This window comes from Kitasatospora sp. NPDC058048 (assembly GCF_042885555.1).
Taxonomy (GTDB): Bacteria; Actinomycetota; Actinomycetes; order Streptomycetales; family Streptomycetaceae; genus Kitasatospora; species Kitasatospora lactacystinica.
The window spans coordinates 74328-100676 of the sequence record NZ_JBHVRT010000024.1; the positions used below are offsets into that span (position 1 = coordinate 74328).

Consider the following 26349-nt stretch of genomic DNA (forward strand, 5'->3'; position numbering starts at 1 on the left):
TGGGGGGGGGGCGGGGGGCGGGGGGCCGGGGCTGTGCTCCCGGGGGGGGGGGGGGGGGGCACCGGGGGCGGGGGCGGGGGGGCCCCCCCACGGCCCTTCACCCGGGTTTTGCTTCCGGGTCAGTCGGCGGAGCTGTCCGAGGAGACGGACGGCTGCTCGGCCTGCTCCAGCCGGGAGTGCCTGATGCTGTAGCCGAAGTAGACGACCAGGGCGACGGCGAGGGCGATCGCCCCGGCCCGGAAGGTGTCGGCGTGCAGGCCGGTGATCAGGTAGATGCAGAAGCCGACGCTGATCAGCGGGACGACCGGGTAGCCGGGCACCTTGAAGCCGCGCGGCAGGTCGGGCTGGGTGCGGCGCAGCACGATCACGCCGATCGAGACCACCGAGAAGGCGATGAGCGTGCCGAGGCTGGTGATGTCGGCCAGGACCCTCAGCGGGATGAACGCGGCCAGCGCGCCGACGCCGAGGCCCACCACGATGGTGTTCCAGATCGGGGTGCCGGTACGCGGGGAGAGCTGGGCGAAGCGCTTGGGCAGCATGCCGTCGCGGCCCATCGAGTACAGGATGCGGGTCTGGCCGTAGATCACCACGAGGGTGATGCTGAAGATCGAGACGATCGCGCCGAAGGCGAAGACCATGGCGGGCCAGCTCTGGCCGGTGATGTCCTGGAGGATCTGGGCGAGGCCGGCCTCCTGGCCGTCGAACTTCTGCCAGGGCTGGGCGCCGATGCCGGCCACGGCGACCAGGATGTAGAGCAGGGTCACCACGACCAGCGAGATGATGATCGCCATCGGCAGGGTGCGGCGCGGGTTCTTGACCTCCTCGCCGGCGGTGGACACGGCGTCCAGGCCGATGAAGGAGAAGAAGATGCTGGACGCGGCGATCTGGACGCCGCTGAAGCCGAGCGGCATGAACGGGCTCAGGTTGCCGGAGTGGAAGCCGGTGAGCGCCACGCCGATGAACATCAGCAGGATCAGGATCTTGATCGCGACCATCACCGCGTTGACCTTGACCGACTCGCTGACGCCGCGGATCAGCAGGACGCAGACCATGGCGACCAGCAGCAGCGCCGGCAGGTTGAACCAGTGGGTGCTGTCCGGCGCTCCGGAGAGCTCCTCGGGGATCGTGAACCCGAAGGCCAGGTCGAAGAACTTGTTCAGGTACTCGGCCCAGGTCACCGCGATCGCGGAGGCGGAGACGCCGTACTCCATCAGCAGGCAGATGCCGACGCCGAAGGCGACGCCCTCGCCGAGGGTGGCGTAGGCGTAGGAGTACGAGGAGCCGGAGACCGGGATCGCGGAGGCCATCTCGGCGTAGCAGAGCGCGGTGAGTCCGGCGGTGACCGCGGCGATCACGAAGGACAGGATGACGGCCGGGCCGGCCGAGGGCACCGCGGTGTTCAGCACGAAGAAGATGCCGGTGCCGATGGTGGCGCCGATGCCGATCGAGGACAGCTGCCACAGCCCGATCGAGCGGCGCAGGTGGATGCCGGAGCGCCCGCCCTCCTCGGGCGCACCGGCCGGGAGGGAGTTCTTGCCTTCGGTCTCGGCGATCAGTGTCGAGACGGGCTTGCGTCGCAGCAGACGCGCACCAAGGGTGTTGCTGGCCAAAACTGCGGTCCTTCTGGGCGGGGGAGGGTGTCCTGGTGGCTGGTCACCCGGAACACCCTGGGGTGTCATCGGGGATCAACCGAACAAACATGGGACAGTACCCGGCGAAAGCACCAGTGTCGCAAACGAACAGTCCCAACCGGCGCATTGTCCGAATTGGCGCACAGTGATGTACAAACCGGACACTTCGTAAACGGCGCTTCTACCTCCCGGCGATTAAAGCAGCAGGCCGGCGCCCCGCGGGGATCACCCGCCGAGCACCGCCCGCATCACCGACCGGGCGATCGGCGCGGCCGGGGCACCACCCGGCCGTCGGTGCCGGTCAGCAGCTCGTCCTCGGTCCCCTCCAGCCGGGTGGTGCCGTACGCCTGCGAGGCGAAGCCGGTGACGGCCGCGTCGGCCGGGACATGGCCGTCCAGGTCGACGCCGACCTCGACGTAGCCGAACACGGCGATCAGGACGGCGCCGATCACCAGGACGAGCTCGGTGGTGCGTCCGGTCGGCACCGGCCGGCTCGGCCCGGCCGCGGATCCCGACACGGCGGAGGGTGTCGCCACGGACCGTCCTGGGGATCAGGAAGGGCCCGGTGCCGCCGGCCGGGGGATGCCGATCGGGGCGGACCGGCGCCGGGGCTGGTCCGCCCCGACGGGAGCGGCGGTCGGGCGGAGGGTCAGACGGCGGCCTGAGCCCGGGAGGCCTCGACGGTCGCCTTCAGCTCGGCCTCGGCCTCGGCCGAGAGCGAGGTCTGGATGATCCGGCCGCCGTACCGGGCCAGCGCCGGGACGACCTTGTCGGCGGTCGCCTTGCGCACCAGCAGGAAGACCGCGGCGGTGCCGGGCTGGAGGTGCTCGCCGACCTGGCGCATGAAGTCGTCGTCCACCCCGATGTCGGTGGAGGCGCCGACCGCCGCCCCCGTCGCACCGCCGACCGCCGCGCCCACCAGGGGCATGAAGAACAGCAGGCCGATGACCCCGCCCCAGAGCGCGCCGCTCGCGGCGCCCGCCCCGGTCGTGCTGACCTGCTGGTGCAGCTTGATCCTGCCGTCCGCGCGACGCTCGACGACGACCGCGTCCTCCAGCTCGATCAGCTTCTGCTTCTGGAGCCCGATCGCCTCGTCGCGCACCGCCTGGGCGGTGGCGAGGTCCGGGTAGGCGATCGCGAAGAGGTTGCTCACTGCGGGGTCCTTCCAGGGTGTCGGACAGGCCGGCCGGGTCCCGGTGCCACCGCGGTGGCGCCGGGTCCCGATTCCGCACCCTAGCGAGGGTTGTCCATATGTAGGACTATTCGCTGCGGTGTGTCCCCCATCGGCGGAATCGCCCGGGCCCGCCGGTCCGTCCCGGGGCCGTCACTCCGGCCGCCGCCCGGCCAGCGCCGCCACCCCCGCCCCCACCGCGGCCAGCAGGACGACGGCGGCCGACAGGCTCGCCCACGGCACCTCGATCCGCCCGGTCCGGGCCGCCGCCACCAGACCGCGCACCGCCGTGTTGGCCGGCGAGACCGGCACCACCAGCAGCAGCGTGGCCAGCCCCAGCGCCGTCGGGATGCCGTACTGCGGGCGGAGCAGCACCGGACGGTTCGCCAGCGCCCCGGCCAGCACCCCCAGCAGCGCGCTGACCACCGAGGCCGCGAGGCCGGCCGCCACCGCCGCCCCGGCCCCCGGCTCCTGCCGCGCCCCCGGATCGGTCACCGGCCCACTGGTGAACCAGACCGCCGCCACCTGGCCGGCCGCCAGCACCAGCGACACCGTCAGCGCCGCCAGCAGCGCCCCCAGGTGGACCCGGACCGGGCCCGCCGCCGCCACCAGGCAGGCCCGCGAGGCCGGCGGCTCCGCGCTCAGCACGCTGCGCACGTACCAGGCGCTCACCGGCAGCAGCACCCCCGCGCCGAAGCCGAGGCCGCCCAGCAGCGGATCGCCCGCCGCCACCCCGACCACCAGCAGCAGCGCGTACGCCAGGAACGGCGGCAGCCAGGCGTGCGAGCGCAGCAGCAGCTCCAGGTGGTAGCGGGTCAGCGCCCCGATCCGCGCCGTCACCGCTGCCCCTCCTCGCGCCGCCGCACCGCCAGCACCCGGACGGCCGGGCGGCCCAGCAGCAGCCGGCGCAGCAGCGCGTCCGAGTGCGCGGCCGGCACCGCCAGCCGCACCGCCGTCCCGGCCAGCGCGGTGACCTCCGGCGCCCCCGGCAGCAGCGGAGGAAGCGGGGCGCCGTCCGGGACGTCCACCTCGACCTCCATCACCGGCCCGTCCCGCGGCGGCTCCTGGGGACCGTCCTCGACGGGCCGCAGCACGCCGTCCGTGCCGACCCCGTAGGCGGCGCTGGTCAGCCCGGCCAGCCGGGCCGGGTCGTGGTCGACGAACAGCACCGTGCCGCCCGCCGCCGCCCGCTCGGCGGCCGCCTCGTCCAGCACCGCCCGCGCCTGCGGGTCCAGCCCGGTCCAGGCCTCGTCCAGCAGCAGCACTCGCGCCTCGGGGAGCAGTGCCTGGGCGACCGCGACCTTCTGGCAGGTGCCCTTCGACAGCCGGCTCAGCGGCGTGCCCGCCCGGTCCGCGACGCCGAACCGGTCCAGCCACTCCCCCGCCCGCCGCCGTGCCCGCTCCGCCGACAGCCCGTGCACCCGGCCCACCCTCAGCAGGTAGGAGGAGGCGTCGAAGGGCAGCGCCGGCGGGAAGCGCTCGGGCACGTACGCCGCCGGGCCGGGCCGCACCACCCGCCCCGTGCTGGGCCGCTCGATCCCGGCGACCAGCCGCAGCAGCGTCGACTTGCCGCTCCCGTTGCGCCCGGCGATCCGCACCAGCTCCCCCGGCCCGACCGCCAGGTCCACCCCGCTCAGGATCCACCGCCCCCGCCGCCCGTACCGCTTGCCGACCGCCGCCAGCTCCATCGCGCCCCCTCCGCCGTCCGATGTGTACGGAAGGCTATCCACGGCGCGTAAGCCCGGCGTCAGCGAATTGCGCACCGATGCGCCGGAGTTCGCGCCGGAGCTGGTTGAGGCACGATCCGGACTCGTTTCGCCACGATGAACTGATGATCCCTAGGATCGGCCGGGTGACTACCGGACGACGACCACAGACCAGGCTCGGCAGCCTGCTGGCGGCCTTGGCGATAACGGGCGCCTCGCTGCTCCTCGGCCTGCCCGCCCACGCCGACGAACCATCAGCCGGGGCCGCCCCCGCATCCAAGGAGGCCCCCCGGGTCGACCTCGTCCTGGACGTCAGCGGCTCCATGACCGCCACGGACATCCAGGGCAAGAGCCGCATCTCGGTGGCCCAGCAGTCGCTGAACGAGGTGATCGACGCACTGCCCGCGGAGACCGAGTTCGGCATCCGCACCCTGGGCGCGAACTACCCCGGCAACGACAAGGCCCAGGGCTGCCTGGACACCAAGCAGCTCTTCCCGGTCGGCAAAACCAACAAGGTCGAGGCCAAGACCGCCGTCGCCACCCTGCGGCCCACCGGCTGGACCCCGATCGGTCTGGCCCTGCGCGGCGCCGCCCAGGACCTCGGCAAGGGCGAGACCACCCGCCGCGTGGTGCTGATCACCGACGGCGAGGACACCTGCACCCCGCCCGACCCGTGCGACGTCGCCCGCGAGCTCGCCTCCCAGGGCATCCACCTGGTGGTCGACACCCTGGGCCTGGCCCACGACGACAAGACCCGCCAGCAGCTGCTCTGCATCGCCAACGCGACCGGCGGCACCTACACCGACGTCCGCACCCAGGAGCAGCTCACCGACAAGGTGAAGCAGCTGGTCGACCGCTCCAACGACACCTACACGGTGGCCCCGGTCAAGACCGCCGGCACCGACAAGTGCGAGAGCGCCCCCGTGCTCGCCCCGGGCGTCTACACCGACCGCGAGAAGTTCTCCGAGCACCGCGTCTACAAGGTCCCGGTCAAGTCCGGCCAGGAACTGCGCGCCTCGGTCAGCGTCGCCCTCGACCGCCCGGTCGCCCGGGACTACGGGGTGCTGCTCCAGGCCACCAGCGCGGCCGGCCAGGAGCTGGTCCGCGGCACCGACGCCGGCAGCGGCCGCACCGACGTGGTCTCCACCGGCCTGCGCTGGTCCACCGACGACTCCAAGGGCTACGTCACCGCGAGCCCCACCGCCTCGAAGGGCTCCAAGGAGAAGCCGGAGACCACCGTCTGCCTGGTCGTCAGCAACTCGCTGGCCCCGCAGAGCGGCGTCCTGGCCGACCCCGGCATGCCGCTGGAGCTGACCGTCGACCTGGCCTCCGCCTCGCCCGCCCCGGAGGGCGCCGCGATGGGCCTCGGCCGCGGCTGGATCCTGCTGCTCACCCTCACCCTGGCCGGCCTGGCCTTCGGTCTGGTCTTCGGCTGGATCGCGCGCTGGCGGATCGCCGTCTGGCGGGAGAACTGACCATGCGTACGACGATTCGCGGCGCCCTCGCCGCCCTCGCCCTGCTGCCCGCCCTGGCCCTGAGCGCCCTGGGCGCCCCGGCGGCCTCGGCCGCCTCGCCGTCCCCCTCGGCGAGTGCGAACGGCACCCCGGCCCCGGCGACCAAGGCCGGCACCTCGTTCCTGACCGCGGTCAACCTCTCCCCCGGCCAGGACGCCAACGTCTCCGTCTCCACCGGTGACTACCTGTACTGGGCGTTCGGCGCCTCCGAGGGCCAGACCCCGACGGTCGACCTGACCGTCAACCTGGCCCCCACGGCCGACCGGCACGGCCCGCAGACCTGGTCCGTCGAGGTCTTCGACGGGCTGCGCCGGCGCCAGTCGTGCACCGCCGGCACCCAGAACGCCACCGCCGAGCAGAGCACCGCCACCCTGGCGCTGAACTGCACCCTGCGCGAGGTCCGCACCTGGGCCGAGCCGTGGTCCGGCGACCCGCTGCCCGGCACCTACTACGTGCGGCTGTCGGTCAGCGATGTCCCGCAGCCGGACCTCGGCCTGGCCTCCTCGGTCCAGCTGCACGTCGCCGCCAAGGGCGACGCCGACAACGCCCAGCCGGAGGGCGGCGAGCTGAAGGCCCCGCTGGTCCCGCCGGTCGGCGGCGGCGCGAGCACGGCCAAGGCGGCCGCCCCGGTCGCCCAGGAGGAGCACTGGTACACCGGCTGGTTCTCCGGCTGGAACAGCCGCTGGTACTGGACGATCGCCGGCGGCTTCCTGGCCGCGCTGGCCGGCGTCCTCGGCTACAAGCTGACCCGGCACCCGCGCGGCCACCGGCCCGGCCACTACGGCGCCGTCCCGGCCCAGGGCTCCCACCACAGCGGCAGCTACAACAGCTCCGACCGCCCCTGAGGCACCCCCGCGGGGCCGGCCGGACCTCGTTCCGGCCGGCCCCGCGGCGTGTGCGGGTGGCGGCTGTCAGCCGCGGAAGAGGTTGTGCCCCACGTCGGACGGGACCTCGTCCTGGACCGGCTCGCTGCCCGGCCCCGGCACGTGCTCACCGGGGATCGGCTCGTCGCCCTCCCGGTGCAGCAGCACCACCCCGTCCTCGGCCCACAGCTGCCGGTAGCCGTGCGCCAGCAGCAGCCGGATCCGCTCGGCCTGCTCCTTGTCCGTCTTGAACGGGAAGGACCGCTTGTCGCCCCGGGTGAGCACGTACTCGCGCCCGCGCGGCGTGCCGTCGACCAGCACCACGTCCGCCCGGGCGGTCAGCCGCGGCGCGATCTGGTTGTCCGCCTCGACGGACGCCCCGTCCGGGATCAGCGCGGCCGCCCGCACCAGCGCCGCCTCGCTCGTCTTCGGCGCCCAGGACGACGGTACGGCCAGCGGCAGCAGCCCGATCGGCAGCGCGGCGACCAGCGCGATCCCGGCCGCGCCGAGGCCGAGCCGGCGGGCCCGCCGCACGCTCCGCTCCGGCCGCCCGGCGGCGCTCAGCCGGCCCAGCACCTCGATCGCGGCGGTGAGCAGGATCGGCCACAGCAGCGAGTCGTAGTGCCGGGCGATCGACCAGTGGTTGGGGTTGCTGGACAGGATCCGCTCGGCCAGCAGCGGCAGCGCGCACAGCACGGTGGCCGAGCGCAGCGGCAGCAGCAGCGTGGTGCCGAACAGCCACAGCAGCAGCAGCGGCTTGAGCGGCTGGTCGAAGGCGGCCTGCACCAGCAGGAACGGGTCGTGCAGCAGGTTGCGCAGCGCGTCCCCGCCGTCCGTGCCGAGCGAGCCGTAGTTCCAGTAGTAGCCCGGCTGCCCGCCCATCGCCGGGATCAGCCAGGTGATGGCGACGGCCGAGGCGACCGGCCCGCCCAGCAGCAGCCCCAGGCCGGTGAGGCGGCCCGCCCGGTCCTCCGTACGGCGGGTGCGCAGCAGCAGCACCAGCCCGTACGCCCCGACCATCAGGCCGAGGTCCTCCTTGGTGCAGCACAGCAGGACGGCGGCGAGCACCACCGTGCCGTACCGGCGGGCCAGCCCGCGCTCCAGCATCAGCAGGGTCAGCGGCACCGCGAAGGCGACCTCGTGGAAGCCCACCCGGGCGGCGACCAGCAGCGGCCAGCCGAGGCCGTAGGCGAGGCCGGCCAGGTCGGCGGCCCGGCGGGCGGTGCGCGGCTCGGCGGCGGCGAAGGCGTACCCGGCGATCCGCCGGATCAGCGGCACCCCGGCCGCGAACAGCAGCGACTGCCCGATGATCAGCGAGCGCGGGTCGTCCCAGATCCAGTACAGCGGGGCGAGCAGTGCCAGCACCGGCGAGAAGTGGTCGCCGAGCAGCGAGAAGCCGGGCGGGAACTCGTGGTGGAAGCTCTTCAGCGTCGAGACGGGCAGCCCGAAGTGGGCGTAGCCGCGCACGCCCTGGTCGAAGATGCCGAGGTCGAAGCCGCCGAGCGACACTGACGTCCAGCCCTGCAGGCCGATGGCGCAGGTCACCGCGAAGCAGAGCGCGGTGAGCAGCAGGGTGCGCCGGGCCGGGCCGAGCAGGACGGCCTCGGCCAGCCGGCGGGCGGCGGGCACGGCGGCGGCCGGCGGCGGGGGTGCGGTCTGGGTGGTCACGTCGGGTCCGATCCGTCCGGTCTGGGTCCGTGGGTCCGGCCGTCAGGTCCGGTTCGTCAGTGCGGGATCGCGGTCCAGCCTGGCGCCCAGCAGGGCCCGGACCCCTCCGCCGGCGGCGTCCACGGCCTGCCGCCGGGCGCGGTACAGGCGCACGCCCAGGACGATCAGGACGGCGATGGCGATCGGCGGGTAGATCGCGCCGGGCAGCTGCCAGTACCAGGCGACCCCGCGGCCCCAGCGGTGCGGCACCGTCCACATCACGTGCGAGAGGAAGACCAGCAGGGTCAGGCCGAACAGCACCCTCCGGGCCGTGGTCCTGGCCTCCACCGCCAGCAGGGCGAGGAGCGGGATGCACCAGACCCAGTGGTGGGTCCAGCTGATCGGCGAGACCAGCAGCGCGGTGAGCGCGGCGCAGACCGCGCCCCAGGCGTCGGCCCGGCGCAGCACCCGCGCGGAGCGCCCGGCGAGCACCGCCACGCCGAGCCCGAAGGTCGCGACCAGCGCCGAGGCGATCAGCCCGACCAGGCCCGGGTCGTTGACGTCCAGCAGCCGGCAGACAGCGCCGCGCAGCGACTGGTTGTCCACCAGGACGGTCACACCGACCCGGCTCGGGTCCCAGAGGTAGGTGGTCCAGAACCCGTACGAGGCGTCGGGCAGCACGGCCCAGCCGATCAGGCCCGCCGCCAGGAAGGTGCCGGCCGAGACCAGGGCGGCCCGGACCCGGCCGGTCAGGAACAGGTAGACGGCGAACAGGCCCGGGGTGATCTTGATGGCGGTGGCCAGGCCGATGCCCACGCCCTTGAGGCGGTGGCTGTCCGGGCGGGTCAGGTCCCACAGGACCAGGCAGAGGATGCCGAGGTTGACCTGCCCGTACTGGAAGGTGGTGAAGACCGGCTCCAGCCAGATGCCCAGGCCGGTCGCCAGGATCACCACGGCCGCCCGGTGCTGCTTCGGCCAGCCGGCCAGCTTGAGCGACAGGTGCACGGCCGCGGCGAGCAGCGCGTAGTTGAGGAGCATCACCAGGACGCGCAGGGTGCTCACGTCGAACCAGGTGCTCGGCACGAAGAGCATCGCCGCGAACGGCGGGTAGGTGGCCGGCAGGTCCCAGCCGGGCAGCCGCATCGCGTAGAGGTCCTCGCCGCGGACGACGGCCTGGCCCTCGGCCCGGTAGACCAGCATGTCGACCATGGTGGCCCCGTGGCCGTGCCGGAACCAGGCGAACACCGCCAGCGACACCGCCGCCACGCAGACCGCCGGGAGGGTCCAGGAATTCGGTCTTCCGGTTTCCGCTGCGCCTCCGGGATTCTCCGGACCCGACCGCCGCACCCACCGTTTCAGACCGAACTCGCGCACCGCGATGGCACCCCGTTGAGATAGACCAGATCGTTCCCTCGTCAGCGTCTGGGCCCACCCACCATAACCGACCCCTCTGAGCCCCAAGCCGCGTCAGAAACGGGCCCGGAAGGGTGATGTGATCTCCCCCACAGCGGACCCCGGGCGGCGGCGGCCCCGAACCCGGAGCCCAAAACGCGAAATCCCGCCGGGAGTTGCCTCCCGGCGGGATTTCGTCGACCGGCCTGAGCCGGTCCGTTGGGTGGAGCTGAGGGGATTCGAACCCCTGACCCCCTCGATGCGAACGAGGTGCGCTACCGGACTGCGCCACAGCCCCAACGAGAAGAAACTCTAGCACCTTTCGGAGGGGGTCCGTGACCACCCCCCGGGTCGCGGTGCCGGTCGGGGGGTGGCCCGGGCTATTCGTTGGCCGCGCGCGGGCGCGACTCGGGGGCGTGCGGCTCGGCGTACTGGTCGAACAGCGGGGTCTTGCGGGACTCGGCGGGGCGCCCGGCGGTCCAGGTGCCGGGGGCCGACAGGTCGAGGCCGCGGGAGACCCGGGGGGCGACCGGGGCGGTCACGTAGGTGGGCAGCGGGACGGGCACCGGCTCCCAGGAGTCCGGGCCGGCCGCTCCGCGCTCGCGCATGCCGTCGACCCACTCCTCGTGCTCGGTCGCCTCGGCCACCGCGGAGGCGGAGGACACCGAGACGGTGGCCTGCTCCGGGTCGGCCGCCAGCCGCAGGTGCGGCCGGCGCGCGGCCCGCCCTCCGGCGGGGGCGGCCGGGGCGGGCTCCGCGACGGCGGGGGCCTCGGCCGGGGCGGCGCCGGGCGCCGCGGCCTCGGCGCGCTGCTGCTCGCGCTTGCGCAGCCGCTCGGCCGCCTGGGCGGCCCGGACCCGGTCGAGCTTCACCTCGTACCGCTGGCGCTCCAGCTTGCGCAGGTGGCCGATGTACACGGTGAGGAGGACCGCCGGGACCGCCGGGACCCAGAGGAAGGCCAGTCCGGCCACCGCGGCGACCACCGCGCCGAGCGCGAAGGAGAAGAAGAGGGCGGTGACCATCCGGCGCCGGCGGGCCAGCAGCCGCGCCCGGCGTTCGGTGCCGGCCCGCGGCTCGGGGACCGGCCGTTCGGCCGGGTGCCGCACCGGGGGTTCGGGCTCCCGCGCGGGGTCGCCGGAGGAGGTCCCGTCCCGTTCGGGAGGACCGTCGTCGCTCTGTTCGCCGTCACGTGGTTCGTCGCCCAGGGCCCGGGCCGCCCGCCGCTCCAGCCCCGAACGCCCGGCCAGCAGGCGGATGGCGGTGCTGAAGCGTTCCGTCGGGCGCGCCTCGTTGAGTTCGTCCTGCCTGCGGAGCCACATCGGCACCAGATAGGCGGCCCAGGCCCCTACGATGACGGCGTAGATAAGGCCGCTACTGCTCACGATTCACACCGTACGGGCGCCGGGGAAGGCCTGGCAGCAATTTGGCGCGGCGTGTCGTGTGATCAAGCTGATTCTCCGACTATTTTGCCGCTATTTGTGGGGGTCCGGTGCCCCTTCGATGCCATATCGATATTTCTTTCGAACATGTATTCAATTACTGCGCTCGCGCCCGGAACTGAGCGCCCGCCAGCGCTCCAGCATCCCCTCCGGGACCTCCTCGTCGGTCAGCGCGTAGACGAGGTGGTCGCGCCAGTCGCCGTCGATGTGGAGATAGCGCGGCCGGATTCCCTCCGAGCGGAAGCCGAGCTTTTCCACCACGCGCCGACTCGGGCCGTTCTCCGGGCGGATGCAGACCTCGATCCGGTGCAGCCCGAGCGTGCGGAAGCAGTGGTTCACCGAAAGCGCCACGGCGGTCGGGATGATGCCGCGGCCGGCCACGCCCTCGTCCACCCAGTACCCGATGTTCGCCGAGCACATCGAGCCCCAGGTGATCCCGCCGACGGTCAACTGGCCGACCAGGTGGCCCTTGTGGAGCACGACGAAGGGCAGCATCCGGCCGGCCGAGGCCTCGCCGCGCAGGAAGCGGACCATCTGCCGGTACGTCGGCCGGGGGCCGCTCGCCCGACCCGCCGGGCCGGGCGGCACGGTGGCCTCCCAGCGGCGCAGCCAGTCCCGGTTGCGGCGGCTCACCTCCTGCCACTCGCGCTGGTCGCGCGCCCGGATGGGGCGCAGCACGACGTCCCCCTCGTGGAGTTCTACCGGCCAGCCGGCGTTCAGTGGGTTCTCCCGGTCGCTGGGACGTCGGGCCGGGGGTGGTCCCCGCCGCCGAGCTGGTCGACGGCGTGGGCGAGCAACGGCTCCAGGACGGCCAGGCCGTCCTTGACGCCGCCGGTCGAGCCCGGCAGGTTGACGATCAGGGTACGTCCGGCGAGCCCGGCGAGCCCGCGGGAGAGCGCCGAGGTGGGCACCTTCTCCCGGCCGTACGCACGGATGGCCTCGGCGATGCCGGGGACCACCCGGTCGATCACCCGGGCGGTCATCTCGGGGGTGAGGTCCATCGGCGAGATGCCGGTGCCGCCGGTGGTCAGCACCACGTCGTAACCGGCCGCGACGGCCTCGCGCAGCACGGCCTCCACCGGCTCGCCGTCCGGGACGACCCGGGGGCCGTCGGCGGTGAAGCCCATCGCGGTCAGGCCGGCCACCAGCAGCGGGCCGCCCCGGTCCGCGTAGACCCCGGCCGAGGCCCGGTTGGACACCGTGACGGCCAGCGCCCTGCCGGCGGGCACCGCGCCGGACGGCGCCGTCACGCGTCCACCTCCGGCGCGAACCAGTCGCCGCTCTTGCCGCCCGTCTTGCTCAGCACCCGGACGGACTCGATCGTGGCACCCTTGTCCACCGCCTTGACCATGTCGACGACGGTCAGCCCGGCCACCGCGACGGCGGTCAGCGCCTCCATCTCGACGCCGGTGCGGTCGGCGGTCCGCACGGTGGCGGTGATCTCGACCGCGTCGTCCGCGACGGCGAGGTCGACCTTGACGCCGGAGACCGCGATCGGGTGGCAGAGCGGGATCAGGTCCGGGGTCTTCTTGGCGCCCATGATCCCGGCGATCCGGGCCACCGCGAGGGCGTCGCCCTTGGGCACGCCCTCGCCGCGCAGCAGCTCGACCACCTGCGGGGAGACCCGCACCCGGCCGGCCGCCACCGCGGTGCGCGCGGTGGTGGCCTTCTCGGAGACGTCGACCATCCGGGCGGCGCCCTGGTCGTCGACGTGGGTGAGGCGGTCGCCGGGGGGAGGTGTCGTCACGGGGAACTCCAGGGGCGCGCAGGTCGAATACCGCGCTACCGTACCGTTCCCCGGTCCGGGGAGCCGATCAGGAGTCCAGCAACACCACGTCCACCTCACTGCCGGCCGGCAGCGCGGTGGTGTCCTCGGGAACGGTGATCAGGCAGTTCGCCCGGGCCAGCGCGCCGACCAGGTGCGACCCGGCGCCGCCCACCGGCTCCACCGTGCCGTCCGCCGCCGAGTAGCGGCCGCGCAGGAACTGCCGGCGGCCGGCCGGGGAGCGCAGCGCCGCCGGGCAGAGCGCGCGGACGACCGGGCGGTGCACATGCGCGGCACCGAGCATGGTGCGGATGACCGGACGGACGAAGAGCTCGAAGGAGATGTAGGCGCTCACCGGGTTGCCGGGCAGGGCGAGCAGCGGCACCCCGGCCGCGCCGCCGATCCGGCCGAAGCCTTGCGGCTTGCCGGGCTGCATCCGCAGGCGCCGGAAGTCGACGCCCCCGTAGGACTCGAAGACCTCCTTGACCACGTCGTACGCGCCGACGCTGACCCCGCCGCTGGTGACGATCAGGTCGGCCCGGCCGAGCTGGTCCTCCAGGACGGCGCGCAGCCGCTCGGCCTCGTCCGGGACGGCGCCGACCCGGTAGGCGATGGCGCCGGCCTCCTGGGCGGCCGCGGTGAGGGTGAAGCTGTTGGAGTCGGCGATCTGCCCGGGGCCGACCGGCTCGCCGGGCTGGACCAGCTCGCTGCCGGTGGACAGCACCACGACCCGGGGCCGCGGGCGGACCTTCACGGTGGGCCGGCCGATCGCGGCGAGCAGGCCGAGCTGGGCGGGACCGAGCCGGGTGCCGGCCTCCAGCACCCGGGTGCCGGCCGTGACGTCGCTGCCGCGGCGGCGGATGTGCGCGCCCTCGGCGACCGGGCGCAGGACCCGGACCTCCTCGTCCGGGACCGGCGCGGTCATCGCGGCGGCGGCCACCCCGGTGCCGGTGCCGCCGTCGGTCCATTCGACCGGGGCGACGGCCCGGGCGCCGGGCGGCAGCGGGGCTCCGGTCATGATCCGGGCGGCCTGGCCGGGGCCGACCCTGGGCAGTTCGCCGGCGCCGGCCGCGATGTCGCCGACCACCGAGAGCACCGACGGGTAGGTGTCGGTGGCGCCCTCGGTGTCGGGGGTGCGGACCGCGTAACCGTCCATCGAGCTGTTGTCGAAGGGCGGCAGGTCGCCGTCGGCGATCACGTCCTCGTCGAGCCGGCAGCCCTGGGCTTCGAGCAGCTGGAGCTCGATCGCGGGCAGCGGGCCGACCGCGGCCAGCACGTCGGCGAGGTGCTCGTCCACCGTCCAGAGGCGGGGGGCCGCCGGGGCCGGGTCCGCTCCGGCGTCGCAGCAGGCGCTGGGCGTGGTGCTGGGCTCGGTGGACCCGGTCATCGGCGGCTCGCTCTCTGTCGTGGTCGGTCCTGCGTCAGGCCTGCATCTCGGAGCCGACGAACTCCCGCAGCCAGGAGCGGAACTCCGGGCCCAGGTCCTCGCGTTCGGCGGCCAGACGGACGATAGCGCGCAGGTAGTCGGCGCGGTCGCCGGTGTCGTAGCGACGGCCCTTGAAGAGCACGCCGTGCACCTGGCCGCCGTCCGCGGCCTCGCGGTTGGTCAGCTCGCGCAGGGCGTCGGTCAGCTGGATCTCGCCGCCGCGGCCGGGCGGGGTCTCCCGCAGCACGTCGAAGACCAGCGGGTCGAGGACGTAGCGGCCGATCACGGCGTAGGCGGACGGGGCCTCGCCGGGCTCCGGCTTCTCCACCAGGTCGGTCACCTGGAAGACGTCCTCGCCGAAGCCGTTCGCCTTGACGGCGGCGCAGCCGTAGAGGTGGATCTGGGAGGGGTCGACCTCCATCAGGGCGACGACCGAGCCGCCGAGCTGCTGCTGCACCTCGATCATCCGGGAGAGCAGCGGGTCGCGCGGGTCGATCAGGTCGTCGCCGAGCAGGACGGCGAAGGGCTGGCCGGCGACGTGCTGCTCGGCGACCGAGACGGCGTGGCCGAGGCCCTTCGGGTCGCCCTGGCGGACGTAGTGCATGTTGGCCAGCTCGACGGACTCGCGGACCCGGGCCAGGCGCTGCTCGTCGCCCTTGCGGACCAGCAGCTCCTCCAGCTCGTAGGCGCGGTCGAAGTGGTCCTCCAGGGCGCGCTTGTTGCGGCCGGTGACCATCAGTATGTCGGACAGGCCCGCGGCGGAGGCCTCCTCCACGACGTACTGGATCGCCGGCTTGTCGACGACCGGGAGCATCTCCTTCGGGGTGGCCTTGGTCGCCGGGAGGAAGCGGGTGCCCAGTCCGGCCGCGGGTACCACGGCCTTGGTTACCGGAACTCGGGAGTTGGTCGTCGTCATGCGTTTACCTTACTCAGGCACGTTTTCGCCCCGGCCGATCACCGGCGGCGGCTAGGACAGCACGTCGCGGGGCCCGGCCACAGTGGCTGGCGTATGGGTCGCGACCGGCTGGGCGAGGGGGTCCCGGCCGACACAGGCCGACAGACTACCCGCCTTTCCCGAACGGTCACGTTCGGCATCCGGTCCGTGATCGGACGGGCAACCGGCCTGCTCGGAGCGGTCGGTTCGGGGGCCATCGGTTCCCGGGCGGCCGGATTCCCCGGGCTGCCGGGACGAGAGCCGCCAGCAGTCGCCGCCGGCCGCCCGGGCCGCGGCGAGCGCCGCGTCGGCGGCGCGCAGCAGGACGGCCGCGTGGGTGCCGTCCTCGGGCAGCACGGCGATGCCGGCGGCGGCGGTCAGGCCGTTGCCGGCGGCGGGGCGGGACTCGCGCGGGCCGGAGGACCAGTCCAGCAGCAGGTGCCGGCGGACCGACCAGACCAGCCGCTCGGCGACCTGCGCGGCGCCCTCGGCCCCGGTGTCCGGCAGCACCACCAGGAACTCCTCGCCGCCGTAGCGGCCGAGGGTGTCGGCCCGGCGGATCTCCATCGCGAGCCGCTGGGCGAGGTCGCGCAGCACCGCGCCCGCCCGGGCCCGGCCGTGCTCGGCGACGACCGCGTCGAAGCCGGTGATGGCCAGCATCAGCACGGCGAGCGGGCGCGGGCCGTCGGCCTGCTCGGTGTGCTCGGCGCGGCGGGCCCGTTCGATCTCCCGGTCCAGGGTGAGCTGGAGGTGGCGGTAGTTCCACACACCGGTGAGCGGGTCGCAGGAGGCGGTGCGCTCCAGCTCGGCGCAGCGCTCCTCCAGTTCGGCGATCCGCCCGCGCAGCCGCTGGGCCCCGGCGGCGGCCCCGGCCCGCTCCCGCCGTCCGCGCAGTCCGAGGGCGGTGGCGCCGGCCAGTGCGGGGACGCTCAGTGCGGCCAGGGCCTGGACCAGCAGCGGGGTGGTCAATGGGGGGTGCCCTTTCGCGTGTCAGGCTCTGCGCGTCGACGGTGCGCAGGCCAGGAGGATCGGATGAACGAGGATCGGATGCCCAACGAGAAGAGCGACCTCAGGACACGGCTGTTGACGCAACGGCGCGAACTGGCCGCCGAGGAGCGCGCGGCGGCCGCCGGCGCGCTGGCCGCGCACGCCGGGGAGCTGGCCGCCGCGGGCGCCACGGTGGCCGCCTATGTCTCGGTGGGCGCCGAACCCGGGACGCGGCCGCTGCTGGACGCGCTGCGGGCGCGCGGGGTGCGGGTGCTGCTGCCGGTGCTGCTGGCGGACAACGACCTGGACTGGGCCGAGTACGCGGGGCCCGACGCGCTGGCCCCGGCCGGACGCGGGCTGCTGGAGCCGGTCGGCCCGCGGCTCGGGCCGCAGGCGGTGACCGGGGCCGCGGTGGTGCTGCTGCCGGGCCTGGCGGTGGACCGCTCCGGGCTGCGGCTGGGCCGGGGCGGCGGCAGCTACGACCGGGTGCTGGCCCGGCTGGCGCGGGCGGGCGCGCGGCCGGTGCTGGCGGTGCTGCTGTACGAGCACGAGCTGCTGGAGCGGGTGCCGGCCGAGCCGCACGACCGGCCGGTGGACCTGGCGGTGCTGCCCTCGGGGGTGCGCAGGCTGGGGTGAGAACGGCGGAGGCCCCGCTCCCTCGGGGGGAACGGGGCCGCCGGTGGCCGGGCCGTACGGGCGTCAGCCGGTGGTGAGCACCAGCTTGTGCTTGGTGGCCTTCTCGACCGCGTCCGGCGAGTAGGACCAGGTCAGCAGCTTGCCCTTGAGCCAGAGGTCGGTCTGGTCGTTGTAGTTGTCGTGGAAGGCGTGGCCGGAGGCGCCGCCGACGTTGATCCAGCGCGAGGAGTCGAGGTCGTTCAGGTCGACCACCATGCGCATCGACGGGATCCAGTCCACCTGGTAGCCGGCCGCCGCGTTCCAGCCGGCCGCGTCGACCGCCGCCGAGCCGCCGGAGAGCCGGTACGGGCCGCGGTTGAGCAGCTTGTGCACCGCGCCGGAGGCGATCGAGGAGTTGTCGGTGCCGAGGGTCTGCTCGCGCAGCTCCAGCTTGTGCAGGCGGCCCCAGCTCCAGGTGGAGACGTCCTTGCTGAGCAGCGAGGTCAGCTCCTGGCGGGCGTTCTTCATCGCCTCCTGGAGCAGGTTGTTCAGGCCCTTCTGCTCCTTGTGCTGGTCGTCGATGTACGTCCACCACGAGCTGTCGGGCTTCTCCAGCTGCTGGCGGACCACCTCGGTCCAGCGGTCGCCGCCGTCCGGCTGGGCCTTGCCCGGCTCGCGGGTGCCGCACTCGGTGACGATCTTGGTGGAGCTGTCCGGCTTGGTCGGGTCGTCCTGCTGGCGGACCAGCAGGCAGTTGTCCTTGGCCCGCAGGTCGGCCGGGAACTTCTGGCCGAAGGCCAGGATCAGCAGCTGGCGCCAGACGCCGTTGTAGTAGGCGGCGGCGGCCGAGTCGGCGTCCTGGTGGAAGTTCCAGTCCTTCAGCAGGTCCTGGGCCTCGCGCACGTACGGGTCGCTGACCGGCTGCTTGAGCAGCAGTGGGACGAGCGTCTTGGCCATCACGCTGGTGTTGTCCAGCTGGAGGGTCTGCATGTCGTCCGGCGAGATCTTGCCGTTGTTCTTGAGCAGGCCCTCGATCTGGTCGGTGATCTCCTTGGCGCGGGTGCCGTACTCCCAGTCCTTGGTCAGGTTGTACTTGTAGCTCGGGTCCACCACGGCCTGGTTGGCGGTGACGATGTAGCCGGCCGAGGGGTTGAGGCTCCAGGGCAGCGCGGTGAAGGGGATCGGGTCCTTCCACTGGTACGCGGAGTCCCAGCCCGGCGAGGGGAGGGTGCCGTCGCCCTTGCCGCGGACCGGGATGCTGCCCGGGGCCTGGTAGCCGATGTTCTTGGCGTCGGCGTAGATCAGGTTCTGCGCGGGGACGGTGAAGTCCTTGGCGGCGGCGCGGAACTCGTCCCAGTTCTTCGCCTTGTCCAGTTCGAAGACGGCGTCCATGGTCTTGCCGGGGCTGAGCGCCGTCCACTGGAGGGCGACGCCGTAGCCGCTGGTGCCGCGGTCCGGGGCGGACTGGCCGTTGGGGGCGTACTTGCCGACGTTCTGCTGCTCGCTGCTCTGGTCGGAGATCAGCGGGGCGCCGGTCTGGGTGGTGCGGACGGTGATGGTGCGGTCCTCCCCGCCGGCGACCTTGATGGTCTCCTTGCGGAGGTCGAACTTCACGTCCTTGCCGTCCACCTGGTAGGTCTCCGGGCCGGTGACCTTCTCCAGGTAGAGGTCGGTGACGTCGGCGCCGAGGTTGGTGAAGCCCCAGGCGATGTCCTTGTTGTGTCCGATGATCACGCCGGGCATGCCCGCGAAGGTGAAGCCGGAGACGTCGAACTGGCAGGCCGGGGAGGCGGTCCGGCAGTGCAGGCCCATCTGGTACCAGACCGAGGGCAGGCCGGGGCCGAGGTGCGGGTCGTTGGCCAGCAGCGGCTTGCCGGTGGTGGTGTGCGAGCCCGCGACCACCCAGGAGTTGGAGCCGATGCCCTGGCCGGGGCGGCCGAGCAGCTGCGGCATCGAGTCGACCCGGTCGGTCAGGCCCTGCAGCATCGCCTTGGTGGCCGCCGCGCCCTGGGCGGTGGCGGCCGTTCCGGCGGCCGTCCCGGACTGCGGGGAGCCGTCGGCGGGACGGTAGTTGTCGCCGGTCACGGCGCCGGTCTTCACGATGGTGCCGTTGCGGGCGTACGGATAGTCCGGGTACAGCTCGGCGATCTTGTCGGGGCCGAAGTCCTGGGCCAGCAGCGAGCGGTCGATCTCCTCCTGGAGGTTCCCGGAGAGGTTCCAGGCCATCGCCTTGAGCCAGGCCACCGAGTCGACCGGGGACCACTGCTCGGGCTGGTAGCCGCTGTTGACGACGCCGAGCAGGCCGTACTCCAGCGAGGCCTTCGAGCCGCCGGGGTGCTCGGCGAGCCAGGCGTTCACGCCGTCCGAGTAGGCCTGGAGGTGCTTCTTGGTCTCCGGCGACAGCTTGGTGTCGAACTCCTTCTGCGCCACCTGCCGCCAGCCCATGGTGCGGATGAACGCGTCGGTGTCGACCTGGCCGTCGCCGAACATCTCGGAGAGCCGGCCGGCCGTGATGTGCCGGCGGACGTCCATCTCCCAGAAGCGGTCCTGCGCCTGGACGTAGCCCTGGGCGCGGAAAAGGTCCTCGTCGGTGTCGGCGTACAGCTGCGGGATGCCGTTGGCGTCCCGCTTGACGTCGACGGGCGCGCTCAGGCCCGGCACCTTGACGCTGCCGTCGACCTCCGGGAAGGAGGCGCGGACCGCGGAGACCCCGCGGTAGCCGCCGTAGCCGGTGCCGGCCACCAGCAGCACGACCAGCACGATCACGATCAGACGGGCGCGCCGGAACTTCTTCGAGCGGGGCATCTGGGTCCTTGCGGTCCTGACTTCGGGGCGGGCGGGCGTGTCCAGGGCCTGCGGCCGTGACAGGGCACCACATTAGGCCGAGTCGGCCGGGCACCGTGAACGGGGGACCAAGCTAAAGATATGGCAAAATGTTAGACTGCGTAACGATCCGCAAGAGGAGCATTGACGACTTCTTAACGGGTCACCCCACAGCACCACCAGACACCCCGCCCGCCCATGCCTGCCCGAGGTGCCCCTGCGTGAACGTCTCCCACCTGAACCAGCTCCTGCTCGAGTCCTCCGTGATCCTGCTGTTCGCGGTGGGCGCCGTCCGCCTCTCCACCCGATCAGGGCTGCCGAGCCTGCTGATCTATCTCGGGATCGGCGTGGCGCTGGGACAGAACGGGATCGGCGTCACGTTCAACAACGCCGAGCTCACCCAGGTGCTCGGCTACGCGGCACTCGTGGTGATCCTCGCCGAGGGCGGCCTCAAGACCAGCTGGCGGGAGATCAAGCCGGTCATGCCGGCCGCGACCGTGCTCGCCACCGTCGGCGTCGGCATCAGCGTCTTCGCCACCGCCGCCGGCGCGCACTGGCTGGTCGGCCTGGACTGGCGCACCTCGCTGCTGCTGGGCGCCATCGTCTCCTCGACCGACGCGGCCGCCGTCTTCTCCGTCCTGCGGATGGTCCCGCTGCCGCACCGGCTCACCGGCCTGCTGGAGGCCGAGTCCGGCTTCAACGACGCGCCCGTGGTCATCCTGGTCGTCGCCTTCGCCACCACCGGGGAACTGGACACCTGGTACGTCCTGATCGGCACGATCGCCGCCGAACTGGCGATCGGCGCCGCGGTGGGCCTCGCCGTCGGAAAGATAGGCGCCTACGGGCTCAAGCACGTCGCACTGCCCTCCTCGGGCCTCTACCCGATCGCCGTGATGGCGCTCACCGTGCTCGCGTACGCCGGCGGTGCGCTGCTGCACGGCTCCGGCTTCCTCGCCGTCTACATCAGCGCGGTGATACTCGGGAACTCCAAGCTGCCGCACGGCCCCGCCGTCCGGGGCTTCGCCGACGGACTGGCGTGGATCGGGCAGATCGGCATGTTCGTGCTGCTCGGGCTGCTCGTCACGCCCGAGACCATGGGCGACGCGGTGGTGCCCGCGCTGGTGATCGGCGGAGTGCTGGTGTTCCTGGCCCGGCCGCTGTCGGTGATGGTCTCGCTCACCCCGTTCAAGGTGCCGGCCCGCGAGCAGGCACTGCTCAGCTGGGCCGGACTGCGCGGGGCGGTGCCCATCGTGCTGGCCACCATCCCGGTGGTGTCCGGCGCGCACCGGGCCGAGGACGTCTTCAACATCGTCTTCATCCTCGTCGTCGTCTTCACCCTCCTCCAGGGGCCGACCCTGCCGTGGGTGGCCAAGCGGCTGCGGATCGACGAGGGCGACATGGGCCAGGACCTCGGCATCGAGTCCGCCCCGCTGGAAAAGCTGCACGGGCACCTGCTGTCGGTCGCGCTCTCCCCCGCCTCCAAGATGTCGGGCGTGGAGATCAGCGAGCTGCGGCTGCCCAAGGGGGCGGCGGTCACCCTGGTCGTGCGGGAGGGGAACTCCTTCGTGCCGGACAAGGCGACGGTGCTGCGCGGCGGGGACGAGCTGCTGGTGGTCACCACGGACGAGGTCGGCGAGGCGGCGGAGCGGCGACTGCGGGCCGTGGACAAGGGCGGCAAGCTCGCGGGGTGGCTGAACGGGCGGTGAGCGCGGGGCCGGGCCGGCTCGGCCCCCTTCACTGCTCGAACCGGCTGCTCCTGCTCGCCACGGCTGCTCCTGCTCGCCACGGCCGCTCCGGCTCGTCCGGCTCCTCCGGCCCGTCACGGCTGGGGCGGGCCGGAGGAGCCGGGGTCGGCCCAGGGTATCTACGCGCGTAACTGATACGATGGTTCGATCATCCGTATAACCACCGCTAGACCACCCCCAATTTCTGCCTGACGCAGAGTTGGCGCGACCGCTCGGCGGCCGCGGTCCGGCTCCCGGCCACCACGCCGGACCGGCCCGGTATCTACCCCGGTCGACGCGCGAGAGGACGACTCTCGGCGCCGTCGGGGCCACACCATGCCCTGCCGCGCTACCAGGCAGCAGGAAGGACCGACCGTGACGGCGCGCCGAACGGTCGACACCGCCGCGGACCACGCGGCCACCCCCGCAGCTCCGGCCCCCGCCCGCGTCGGGTACGGCGAGCTGCTGCGCACGCCCGGGGCCTGGACGTTCCTGTCCCCCGCCCTGGTCGCGCGGCTGCCGTACGCGATGCTCAGCATGGGCATCCTGCTGCTCGTCACCCGGACCCACGGCTCGTACGGCACCGCCGGTACGGTCACCGCGGTCGCCGCCGTCGCCCAGGCCCTGGTCGGGCCGCAGACCGGGCGGCTCGCGGACCGCTACGGCCAGGCCGCGGTGCTCGTCCCGACCGTCCTGGTGCACGCGGCCGCGGTCGGCGCGCTGATCGCGCTCGCGCTCGGCCACGCGCCCGCCTGGAGCCTGTTCCTGGCCGCCGTCCCGGCCGGTGCGAGCGTTCCGCAGGTCGGCGCGATGGTCCGGGCCCGCTGGGTGGCCACGTTCACCGCGAACGGCGCCTCCGACGCCTCCGCGGCCCGGGTGAGCACCGCCTTCGCCTTCGAGTCCGTGACGGACGAGTTCACCTTCGTGATCGGCCCGATCCTGGCCTCCGGCATCGCCGCCCTCGCCAACCCGGCCACCGCCCTGGTCGCCGAGGCCGCGCTGACCCTCGTCGGCGGCCTGGCCTTCGCCGCCCAGCGGCGCACCGCCCCGGCCCGGATCGTGCCGCAGCCCGGCACCAAGCGCGCCTCGGCGCTCGCCTCCCCCGGCGTCCGCCTGCTGGCAGGGACCTTCCTCGGGGTCGGCGCGGTGTTCGGCGGCATGCAGGTGTCGGTGAACGCCTTCGCCGACTCGGTCGGGCAGCACGACGCCGGCGGCACCGTGTACGGGATCTTCGCCGGCGGCTCGATGCTGGCCGGCGTGCTGTACGGCGTGATCGCCTGGCGGCGGCCGGTGCAGCAGCGGATGCTGATCAGCTACGCGCTGCTGGTGCTGGGCTGCTCGGTGCTGTGGGCGATGCCCAACCTGGTCGCGCTGACCGCTGCCGGGCTGGTCTGCGGACTGGCCATCGCGCCGACCCTGATCAGCGGCTACACCCTGGTCGAGACGCTGGTCGCGGACGGGGCCAAGACGGAGGCCTTCACCTGGCTGACCGGCGCCATCGGGCTGGGGCTGGCCGTCGGCTCGATGGCGGCGGGCCGGCTGATCGACGGGCACGGGCCCTCGACCGGGTTCCTGGTGCCGGTGGCCGGGGCCGGACTGGGGCTGATCGTGCTGCTCTCGCTGCGGCACCTGCTGGTGGCACCGGGACACGGGGCGGCCGTCGCGGGCACCGCTCCGGCCCGGGGTTCGGGCGACGTCCCGGCGGAGCACGGCGCTGCCGGGCGGCTGGTGGGCGCGGCCAAGGGCTGAGCGGGAGGCGGTCCGGCGGCCGGGCCCGGCCCATCTCACACCGGAGTCGCTGGACTGATCCCGCGGAATGCCGCATCATTGACCATCGTTAGCACTCATCAGGCGAGAGTGCCAGGAGGAAGACAAGTGCCCACGTACCAGTACCAGTGCACCGAGTGCGGCAACGGCCTGGAGGCGGTGCAGAAGTTCACCGACGAGGCGCTGACCACGTGCCCCGACTGCCAGGGACGACTCCGCAAGGTCTTCTCGGCCGTGGGCGTCGTGTTCAAGGGCTCCGGCTTCTACCGGACCGACAGCCGCTCGTCCTCCAGCAGCACGGTGGGCGCCGGTTCGTCGTCGACCCCCTCGACGTCGTCCGCCACGTCCACGTCCTCCTCGGCTTCGTCCTCGTCGTCGAGCTCCGGCTCCTCGTCGTCGTCCAGCCCGGCTCCGGCCGCGAGCTGACCTCGGCGCCGGGCCATCGGCCCGGGACGGCCCGCAGACCTCGGAGAGGCCCGTCGGCCCCGCTTCCACGCGGGGACGGCGGGCCTTTCCGCGTTTCCGCCGGCTCCGGCCGTCGGCCTCCCTCGCCTTCCCCTCTTTCCTCTCCTTCCCCGTTCTTCCCCCGCTGCGGCCCCGTGGGTTTTCCGTCATCCCGGACGGGCCGGGGCAACTCGTGCGGGTGAACGAAGTTGTCCACAGGGCCCGGTTTTCCACAGGCCTGGGGAAAGTGCTGTCCGAGTTCGCCGGAAACGCTCATCGTGTGGGCATCCGGTCCGCGAGGGGCCGGGCCGCCGACACTCCGGAGGTGCGTCGATGACGACCGCGAACTTCTCCCTGCCCCTGCCCCTCCCGCTGCCCGCGCCCGCCGTACCGCCCCGGCAGGAGCTGCCGGGCTTCCCGCCGATCCGGCGCGGGTGCGGCGGGTGGCACCGCTGGCGCAGTGCGGTGCGACGGCGGGCCGGGGTGCCCGTCCTGGTGCTGCTCGCGGTGGCGGCGGCGCTGGCGCTGGGGCCCGCGCGGGCCGGTCTGCCGCCGCCCCAGGGGGGGCGCGCTGGGCCGGACGGGTTGTCAATCCGGGGCTGCGGAAGATCACCCGTAACCGGGGGGCGACTTCGTCGTTCGAGGCGGCATGAAGGGCTTCAAGGAATTCCTGCTGCGTGGAAATGTCATCGACCTCGCCGTGGCCGTGGTCATCGGCGCGGCTTTCACCAACATCGTCAACGCCTTCGTCAAGGGCGTGATCAATCCACTCGTCGGCGTCTTCGGGACGAAGGACCTCGCGTCCTACAGTTCCTGCCTCAAGGGGCCCTGCGAGGTGAGCCCGACCGGCGAGGTCACGTCCGGAATCCTCATCCTGTGGGGATCGGTGCTCAGCGCCGCGCTCCAGTTCCTGATCACCGCGGCGGTCGTCTACTTCGTTCTGATCGTGCCCATGAACAAGCTGGCGGCCCACCGCAAGACCCTCGCCGAGAAGACGGCGGACCTCGAAGCCAAGGAGGTCACCCTGCTGACCGAGATCCGCGACGCACTGGTCGCGCCGCTGCGCTGACCGACGGGTGCCGGTCGGCGCCCGGTCCCCGTTCCTCAGCCCCCGTGGTGCGGCGGGCGCTGGCTCAGGTACCAGTCCAGCCCCCGTCCACCACCCTCCCCCGCCCCGGGGCGGGCACCCCAGCCCGCATCGGTGTCGTCGCTGGACTGCTGGTCCAACGGGTCCCGGAAGACCAGCCGGGCCTTGGCGGCCGCAGCCTCCCGGGGCTCCTGCGCCCGGGCCTGCTCCTGGCCCTTTTCCTGCCCCTGCTCGCTCACGCCGTCCACTCCGTCCACTCGTCCCTCCCCTCCAGCCTAAGAGCCCCGCGGCACGCCTCGGGCCCCGGTACGGGAACGCTCCGCGCCAGGGCCCGGATGAGGGCTCGGCCCATCGGCCCGGCCGGTCCGTCGGGCGGCCCGCCAGGTGGAACTGCCGGGCAGCCTGCCGGGTGGCCTGTCAGGCGGCTTCGAAGCCCGCGTGGTCGGCGATCTTCTTCAGCTCGGCCAGCGCGTGCTTCTCGATCTGGCGGATCCGCTCGCGGGTGAGGCCGTGCTGCTTGCCCACCTCGGTGAGGGTGCGCTCGCGGCCGTCCTCCATCCCGTAGCGGGAGCGGATGATCGAGGCGGTGCGGTCGTCCAACCGCCCGATCAGGTCGTCCAGTTCCTCGCGGCGGAGCATGACCATCACGGCGTCCTCGGGGGACGTGGCCCCGGTGTCCTCGACGAGGTCACCGAACTGGGTCTCGCCCTCGTCGTCGACCGACATGTTGAGGCTGACCGGGTCGCGCGCCCAGTCCAGTACGTCCTTGATCCGGGCCTCGGTGGTGTCCAGCTCGGCCGCGATCTCGGCCGGCTCCGCCTCACGGCCCAGCTCCTTGGACTTCTCCCGCTGCACCCGCCGGATCCGCCCGAGCTCCTCCACCAGGTGCACGGGCAGCCGGATGGTGCGGGACTGGTCGGCGATGGACCGGGTGATCGCCTGCCGGATCCACCACGTCGCGTACGTGGAGAACTTGAAGCCCTTGGCGTAGTCGAACTTCTCGACGGCGCGCACCAGGCCCGCGTTGCCCTCCTGGATGAGGTCCAGCAGCGGCAGGCCGCTGCGCGGGTAGCGACGGGCGACGGCGACCACGAGCCGGAGGTTGGACCGGATGAAGACGTCCTTGGCGCGCTCGGCGTCGGCGGCTATCGTCTCCAGCTCCTCGCGCGTGACGCCGTCGGGGAGTCCGCCCTCGTCCATCAGGTGCTGGGCGTACACGCCGGCCTCGATCCGCAGCGAGAGCTCGACCTCCTCGGCGGCATCGAGCAGGGGTGTCCTGGCGATCTCGTCGAGGTACATGCCGACCAGGTCGCGGTCGGCCTCAAGGTTGGTCGGGCGGGCCGCGCGACTCCGGTCGGCCCTGTCGCGAACGACGGCACGGGTGGCCATGCTTGCTCCCTTTGCTGGTATTGCC

General features: G+C 73.3%; 24 protein-coding genes and 1 tRNA gene. 7 read left to right on the forward strand and 18 right to left on the reverse strand.

Going from position 1 to position 26349, the window contains the following annotated elements; translation table 11 throughout:
* Positions 1-119 precede the first annotated feature (119 nt).
* From ACFVVA_RS24555 to ACFVVA_RS24575, 5 genes are all read right to left on the reverse strand, one after another.
* Positions 120-1679, reverse strand: coding sequence for an amino acid permease (locus tag ACFVVA_RS24555; RefSeq protein ID WP_387692643.1), 1560 nt, complete (start codon positions 1677-1679; stop codon positions 120-122).
* 200 nt (positions 1680-1879) lie between these two features.
* Positions 1880-2167, reverse strand: coding sequence for a hypothetical protein (locus ACFVVA_RS24560; RefSeq protein ID WP_387692645.1), 288 nt, complete (start codon positions 2165-2167; stop codon positions 1880-1882).
* Between the two features lie 113 nt (positions 2168-2280).
* Complete coding sequence (locus ACFVVA_RS24565; RefSeq protein ID WP_387692647.1) at positions 2281-2784, reverse strand: DUF1269 domain-containing protein; 504 nt, start codon at positions 2782-2784, stop codon at positions 2281-2283.
* 171 nt (positions 2785-2955) lie between these two features.
* A complete protein-coding gene (locus ACFVVA_RS24570; protein ID WP_387692649.1) occupies positions 2956-3642 on the reverse strand; it encodes an ABC transporter in 687 nt (228 codons plus the stop codon).
* Complete coding sequence (locus ACFVVA_RS24575) at positions 3639-4490, reverse strand: ATP-binding cassette domain-containing protein (protein WP_387692651.1); 852 nt, start codon at positions 4488-4490, stop codon at positions 3639-3641. The genes ACFVVA_RS24570 and ACFVVA_RS24575 overlap by 4 nt, the downstream gene beginning before the upstream one ends.
* Positions 4491-4654: 164 nt before the next feature.
* Here ACFVVA_RS24575 and ACFVVA_RS24580 point away from each other — a divergent pair, with 164 nt between their 5' ends.
* The gene (locus ACFVVA_RS24580) at positions 4655-5983 is read left to right on the forward strand and encodes a VWA domain-containing protein (protein WP_387692653.1); all 1329 of its coding nucleotides are present in this window, start codon (positions 4655-4657) and stop codon (positions 5981-5983) included.
* 2 nt (positions 5984-5985) lie between these two features.
* Positions 5986-6867: a peptidase gene (locus ACFVVA_RS24585; protein WP_387692655.1), complete on the forward strand. Its 882-nt coding sequence runs from the start codon at positions 5986-5988 to the stop codon at positions 6865-6867.
* A 66-nt stretch (positions 6868-6933) separates the two neighbouring features.
* On the opposite strand, the gene ACFVVA_RS24590 is transcribed toward ACFVVA_RS24585, so the two are convergent.
* From ACFVVA_RS24590 to ACFVVA_RS24635, 10 genes are all read right to left on the reverse strand, one after another.
* Positions 6934-8553 (reverse strand): DUF2079 domain-containing protein, encoded by a 1620-nt coding sequence (locus tag ACFVVA_RS24590; protein WP_387692657.1) that lies wholly within the window; start codon positions 8551-8553, stop codon positions 6934-6936.
* Between the two features lie 42 nt (positions 8554-8595).
* Entirely contained in the window at positions 8596-9798 is a 1203-nt protein-coding gene (locus ACFVVA_RS24595) for a glycosyltransferase 87 family protein (RefSeq protein WP_387692659.1), read from the reverse strand.
* Between the two features lie 350 nt (positions 9799-10148).
* A tRNA-Ala gene (locus tag ACFVVA_RS24600) sits at positions 10149-10222 on the reverse strand.
* Positions 10223-10304: 82 nt separating this feature from the next.
* Positions 10305-11306 (reverse strand): hypothetical protein, encoded by a 1002-nt coding sequence (locus tag ACFVVA_RS24605; RefSeq protein ID WP_387692661.1) that lies wholly within the window; start codon positions 11304-11306, stop codon positions 10305-10307.
* A gap of 150 nt (positions 11307-11456) precedes the next feature.
* The gene (locus ACFVVA_RS24610; RefSeq protein WP_387692742.1) at positions 11457-12083 is read right to left on the reverse strand and encodes a GNAT family N-acetyltransferase; all 627 of its coding nucleotides are present in this window, start codon (positions 12081-12083) and stop codon (positions 11457-11459) included.
* Positions 12080-12613, reverse strand: a complete 534-nt coding sequence (locus tag ACFVVA_RS24615) for a molybdenum cofactor biosynthesis protein B (RefSeq protein ID WP_387692663.1) — start codon at positions 12611-12613, stop codon at positions 12080-12082. Before ACFVVA_RS24615 ends, ACFVVA_RS24610 begins: the two co-directional genes overlap by 4 nt.
* Positions 12610-13050, reverse strand: coding sequence for a cyclic pyranopterin monophosphate synthase MoaC (gene moaC, locus ACFVVA_RS24620; RefSeq protein WP_380635337.1), 441 nt, complete (start codon positions 13048-13050; stop codon positions 12610-12612). Before moaC ends, ACFVVA_RS24615 begins: the two co-directional genes overlap by 4 nt.
* 127 nt (positions 13051-13177) lie before the next feature.
* Positions 13178-14515 carry a gephyrin-like molybdotransferase Glp gene (glp, locus tag ACFVVA_RS24625; RefSeq protein WP_387692664.1) on the reverse strand — a complete coding sequence of 446 codons (1338 nt, stop codon included), beginning with the start codon at positions 14513-14515 and terminating at the stop codon, positions 13178-13180.
* Positions 14516-14549: 34 nt separating this feature from the next.
* On the reverse strand, positions 14550-15470 hold the full coding sequence (galU, locus tag ACFVVA_RS24630; RefSeq protein ID WP_359899794.1) for a UTP--glucose-1-phosphate uridylyltransferase GalU: 921 nt from the start codon (positions 15468-15470) through the stop codon (positions 14550-14552).
* A 51-nt stretch (positions 15471-15521) separates the two neighbouring features.
* Positions 15522-16457, reverse strand: a complete 936-nt coding sequence (locus tag ACFVVA_RS24635) for a GGDEF domain-containing protein (protein ID WP_387692666.1) — start codon at positions 16455-16457, stop codon at positions 15522-15524.
* A 63-nt stretch (positions 16458-16520) separates the two neighbouring features.
* Between ACFVVA_RS24635 and ACFVVA_RS24640 the strand changes: the two genes are divergently transcribed.
* Entirely contained in the window at positions 16521-17111 is a 591-nt protein-coding gene (locus ACFVVA_RS24640) for a 5-formyltetrahydrofolate cyclo-ligase (RefSeq protein ID WP_387692668.1), read from the forward strand.
* A 63-nt stretch (positions 17112-17174) separates the two neighbouring features.
* Here the strand turns inward: ACFVVA_RS24640 and ACFVVA_RS24645 are convergent, their stop codons facing one another.
* Positions 17175-19895: a penicillin acylase family protein gene (locus ACFVVA_RS24645; RefSeq protein ID WP_387692670.1), complete on the reverse strand. Its 2721-nt coding sequence runs from the start codon at positions 19893-19895 to the stop codon at positions 17175-17177.
* 239 nt (positions 19896-20134) lie between these two features.
* Here ACFVVA_RS24645 and ACFVVA_RS24650 point away from each other — a divergent pair, with 239 nt between their 5' ends.
* The 4 genes from ACFVVA_RS24650 to mscL all read left to right on the forward strand — a co-directional run bounded on the left by ACFVVA_RS24650 (position 20135) and on the right by mscL (position 24917).
* On the forward strand, positions 20135-21619 hold the full coding sequence (locus ACFVVA_RS24650) for a potassium/proton antiporter (protein ID WP_387692672.1): 1485 nt from the start codon (positions 20135-20137) through the stop codon (positions 21617-21619).
* Positions 21620-22012: 393 nt separating this feature from the next.
* Positions 22013-23386, forward strand: a complete 1374-nt coding sequence (locus ACFVVA_RS24655) for an MFS transporter (RefSeq protein WP_387692674.1) — start codon at positions 22013-22015, stop codon at positions 23384-23386.
* A gap of 126 nt (positions 23387-23512) precedes the next feature.
* A complete protein-coding gene (locus tag ACFVVA_RS24660) occupies positions 23513-23830 on the forward strand; it encodes an FmdB family zinc ribbon protein (protein ID WP_359899804.1) in 318 nt (105 codons plus the stop codon).
* Between the two features lie 667 nt (positions 23831-24497).
* On the forward strand, positions 24498-24917 hold the full coding sequence (gene mscL / locus ACFVVA_RS24665) for a large conductance mechanosensitive channel protein MscL (protein WP_387692676.1): 420 nt from the start codon (positions 24498-24500) through the stop codon (positions 24915-24917).
* Positions 24918-24952: 35 nt separating this feature from the next.
* On the opposite strand, the gene ACFVVA_RS24670 is transcribed toward mscL, so the two are convergent.
* Together ACFVVA_RS24670 and ACFVVA_RS24675 are read right to left on the reverse strand one after the other, a co-directional pair.
* Positions 24953-25174, reverse strand: a complete 222-nt coding sequence (locus ACFVVA_RS24670) for a hypothetical protein (RefSeq protein ID WP_387692678.1) — start codon at positions 25172-25174, stop codon at positions 24953-24955.
* A gap of 178 nt (positions 25175-25352) precedes the next feature.
* The gene (locus ACFVVA_RS24675; RefSeq protein WP_359899812.1) at positions 25353-26324 is read right to left on the reverse strand and encodes a sigma-70 family RNA polymerase sigma factor; all 972 of its coding nucleotides are present in this window, start codon (positions 26322-26324) and stop codon (positions 25353-25355) included.
* Between the last annotated feature and the right edge of the window lie 25 nt (positions 26325-26349).

Excerpts from the sequence above, each read along its gene's own strand:
- ACFVVA_RS24555 (WP_387692643.1), bottom strand. The coding sequence starts at position 1,679 with ATGACACCCCAGGGTGTTCCGGGTGACCAGCCACCAGGACACCCTCCC.
- ACFVVA_RS24575 (WP_387692651.1), bottom strand. The coding sequence starts at position 4,490 with ATGGAGCTGGCGGCGGTCGGCAAGCGGTACGGGCGGCGGGGGCGGTGG.
- ACFVVA_RS24585 (WP_387692655.1), top strand. The coding sequence starts at position 5,986 with ATGCGTACGACGATTCGCGGCGCCCTCGCCGCCCTCGCCCTGCTGCCC.
- moaC (WP_380635337.1), bottom strand. The coding sequence starts at position 13,050 with ATGGTCGACGTCTCCGAGAAGGCCACCACCGCGCGCACCGCGGTGGCG.
- glp (WP_387692664.1), bottom strand. The coding sequence starts at position 14,515 with ATGACCGGGTCCACCGAGCCCAGCACCACGCCCAGCGCCTGCTGCGAC.
- galU (WP_359899794.1), bottom strand. The coding sequence starts at position 15,470 with ATGACGACGACCAACTCCCGAGTTCCGGTAACCAAGGCCGTGGTACCC.
- ACFVVA_RS24640 (WP_387692668.1), top strand. The coding sequence starts at position 16,521 with ATGAACGAGGATCGGATGCCCAACGAGAAGAGCGACCTCAGGACACGG.
- ACFVVA_RS24645 (WP_387692670.1), bottom strand. The coding sequence starts at position 19,895 with ATGCCCCGCTCGAAGAAGTTCCGGCGCGCCCGTCTGATCGTGATCGTG.
- mscL (WP_387692676.1), top strand. The coding sequence starts at position 24,498 with ATGAAGGGCTTCAAGGAATTCCTGCTGCGTGGAAATGTCATCGACCTC.
- ACFVVA_RS24675 (WP_359899812.1), bottom strand. The coding sequence starts at position 26,324 with ATGGCCACCCGTGCCGTCGTTCGCGACAGGGCCGACCGGAGTCGCGCG.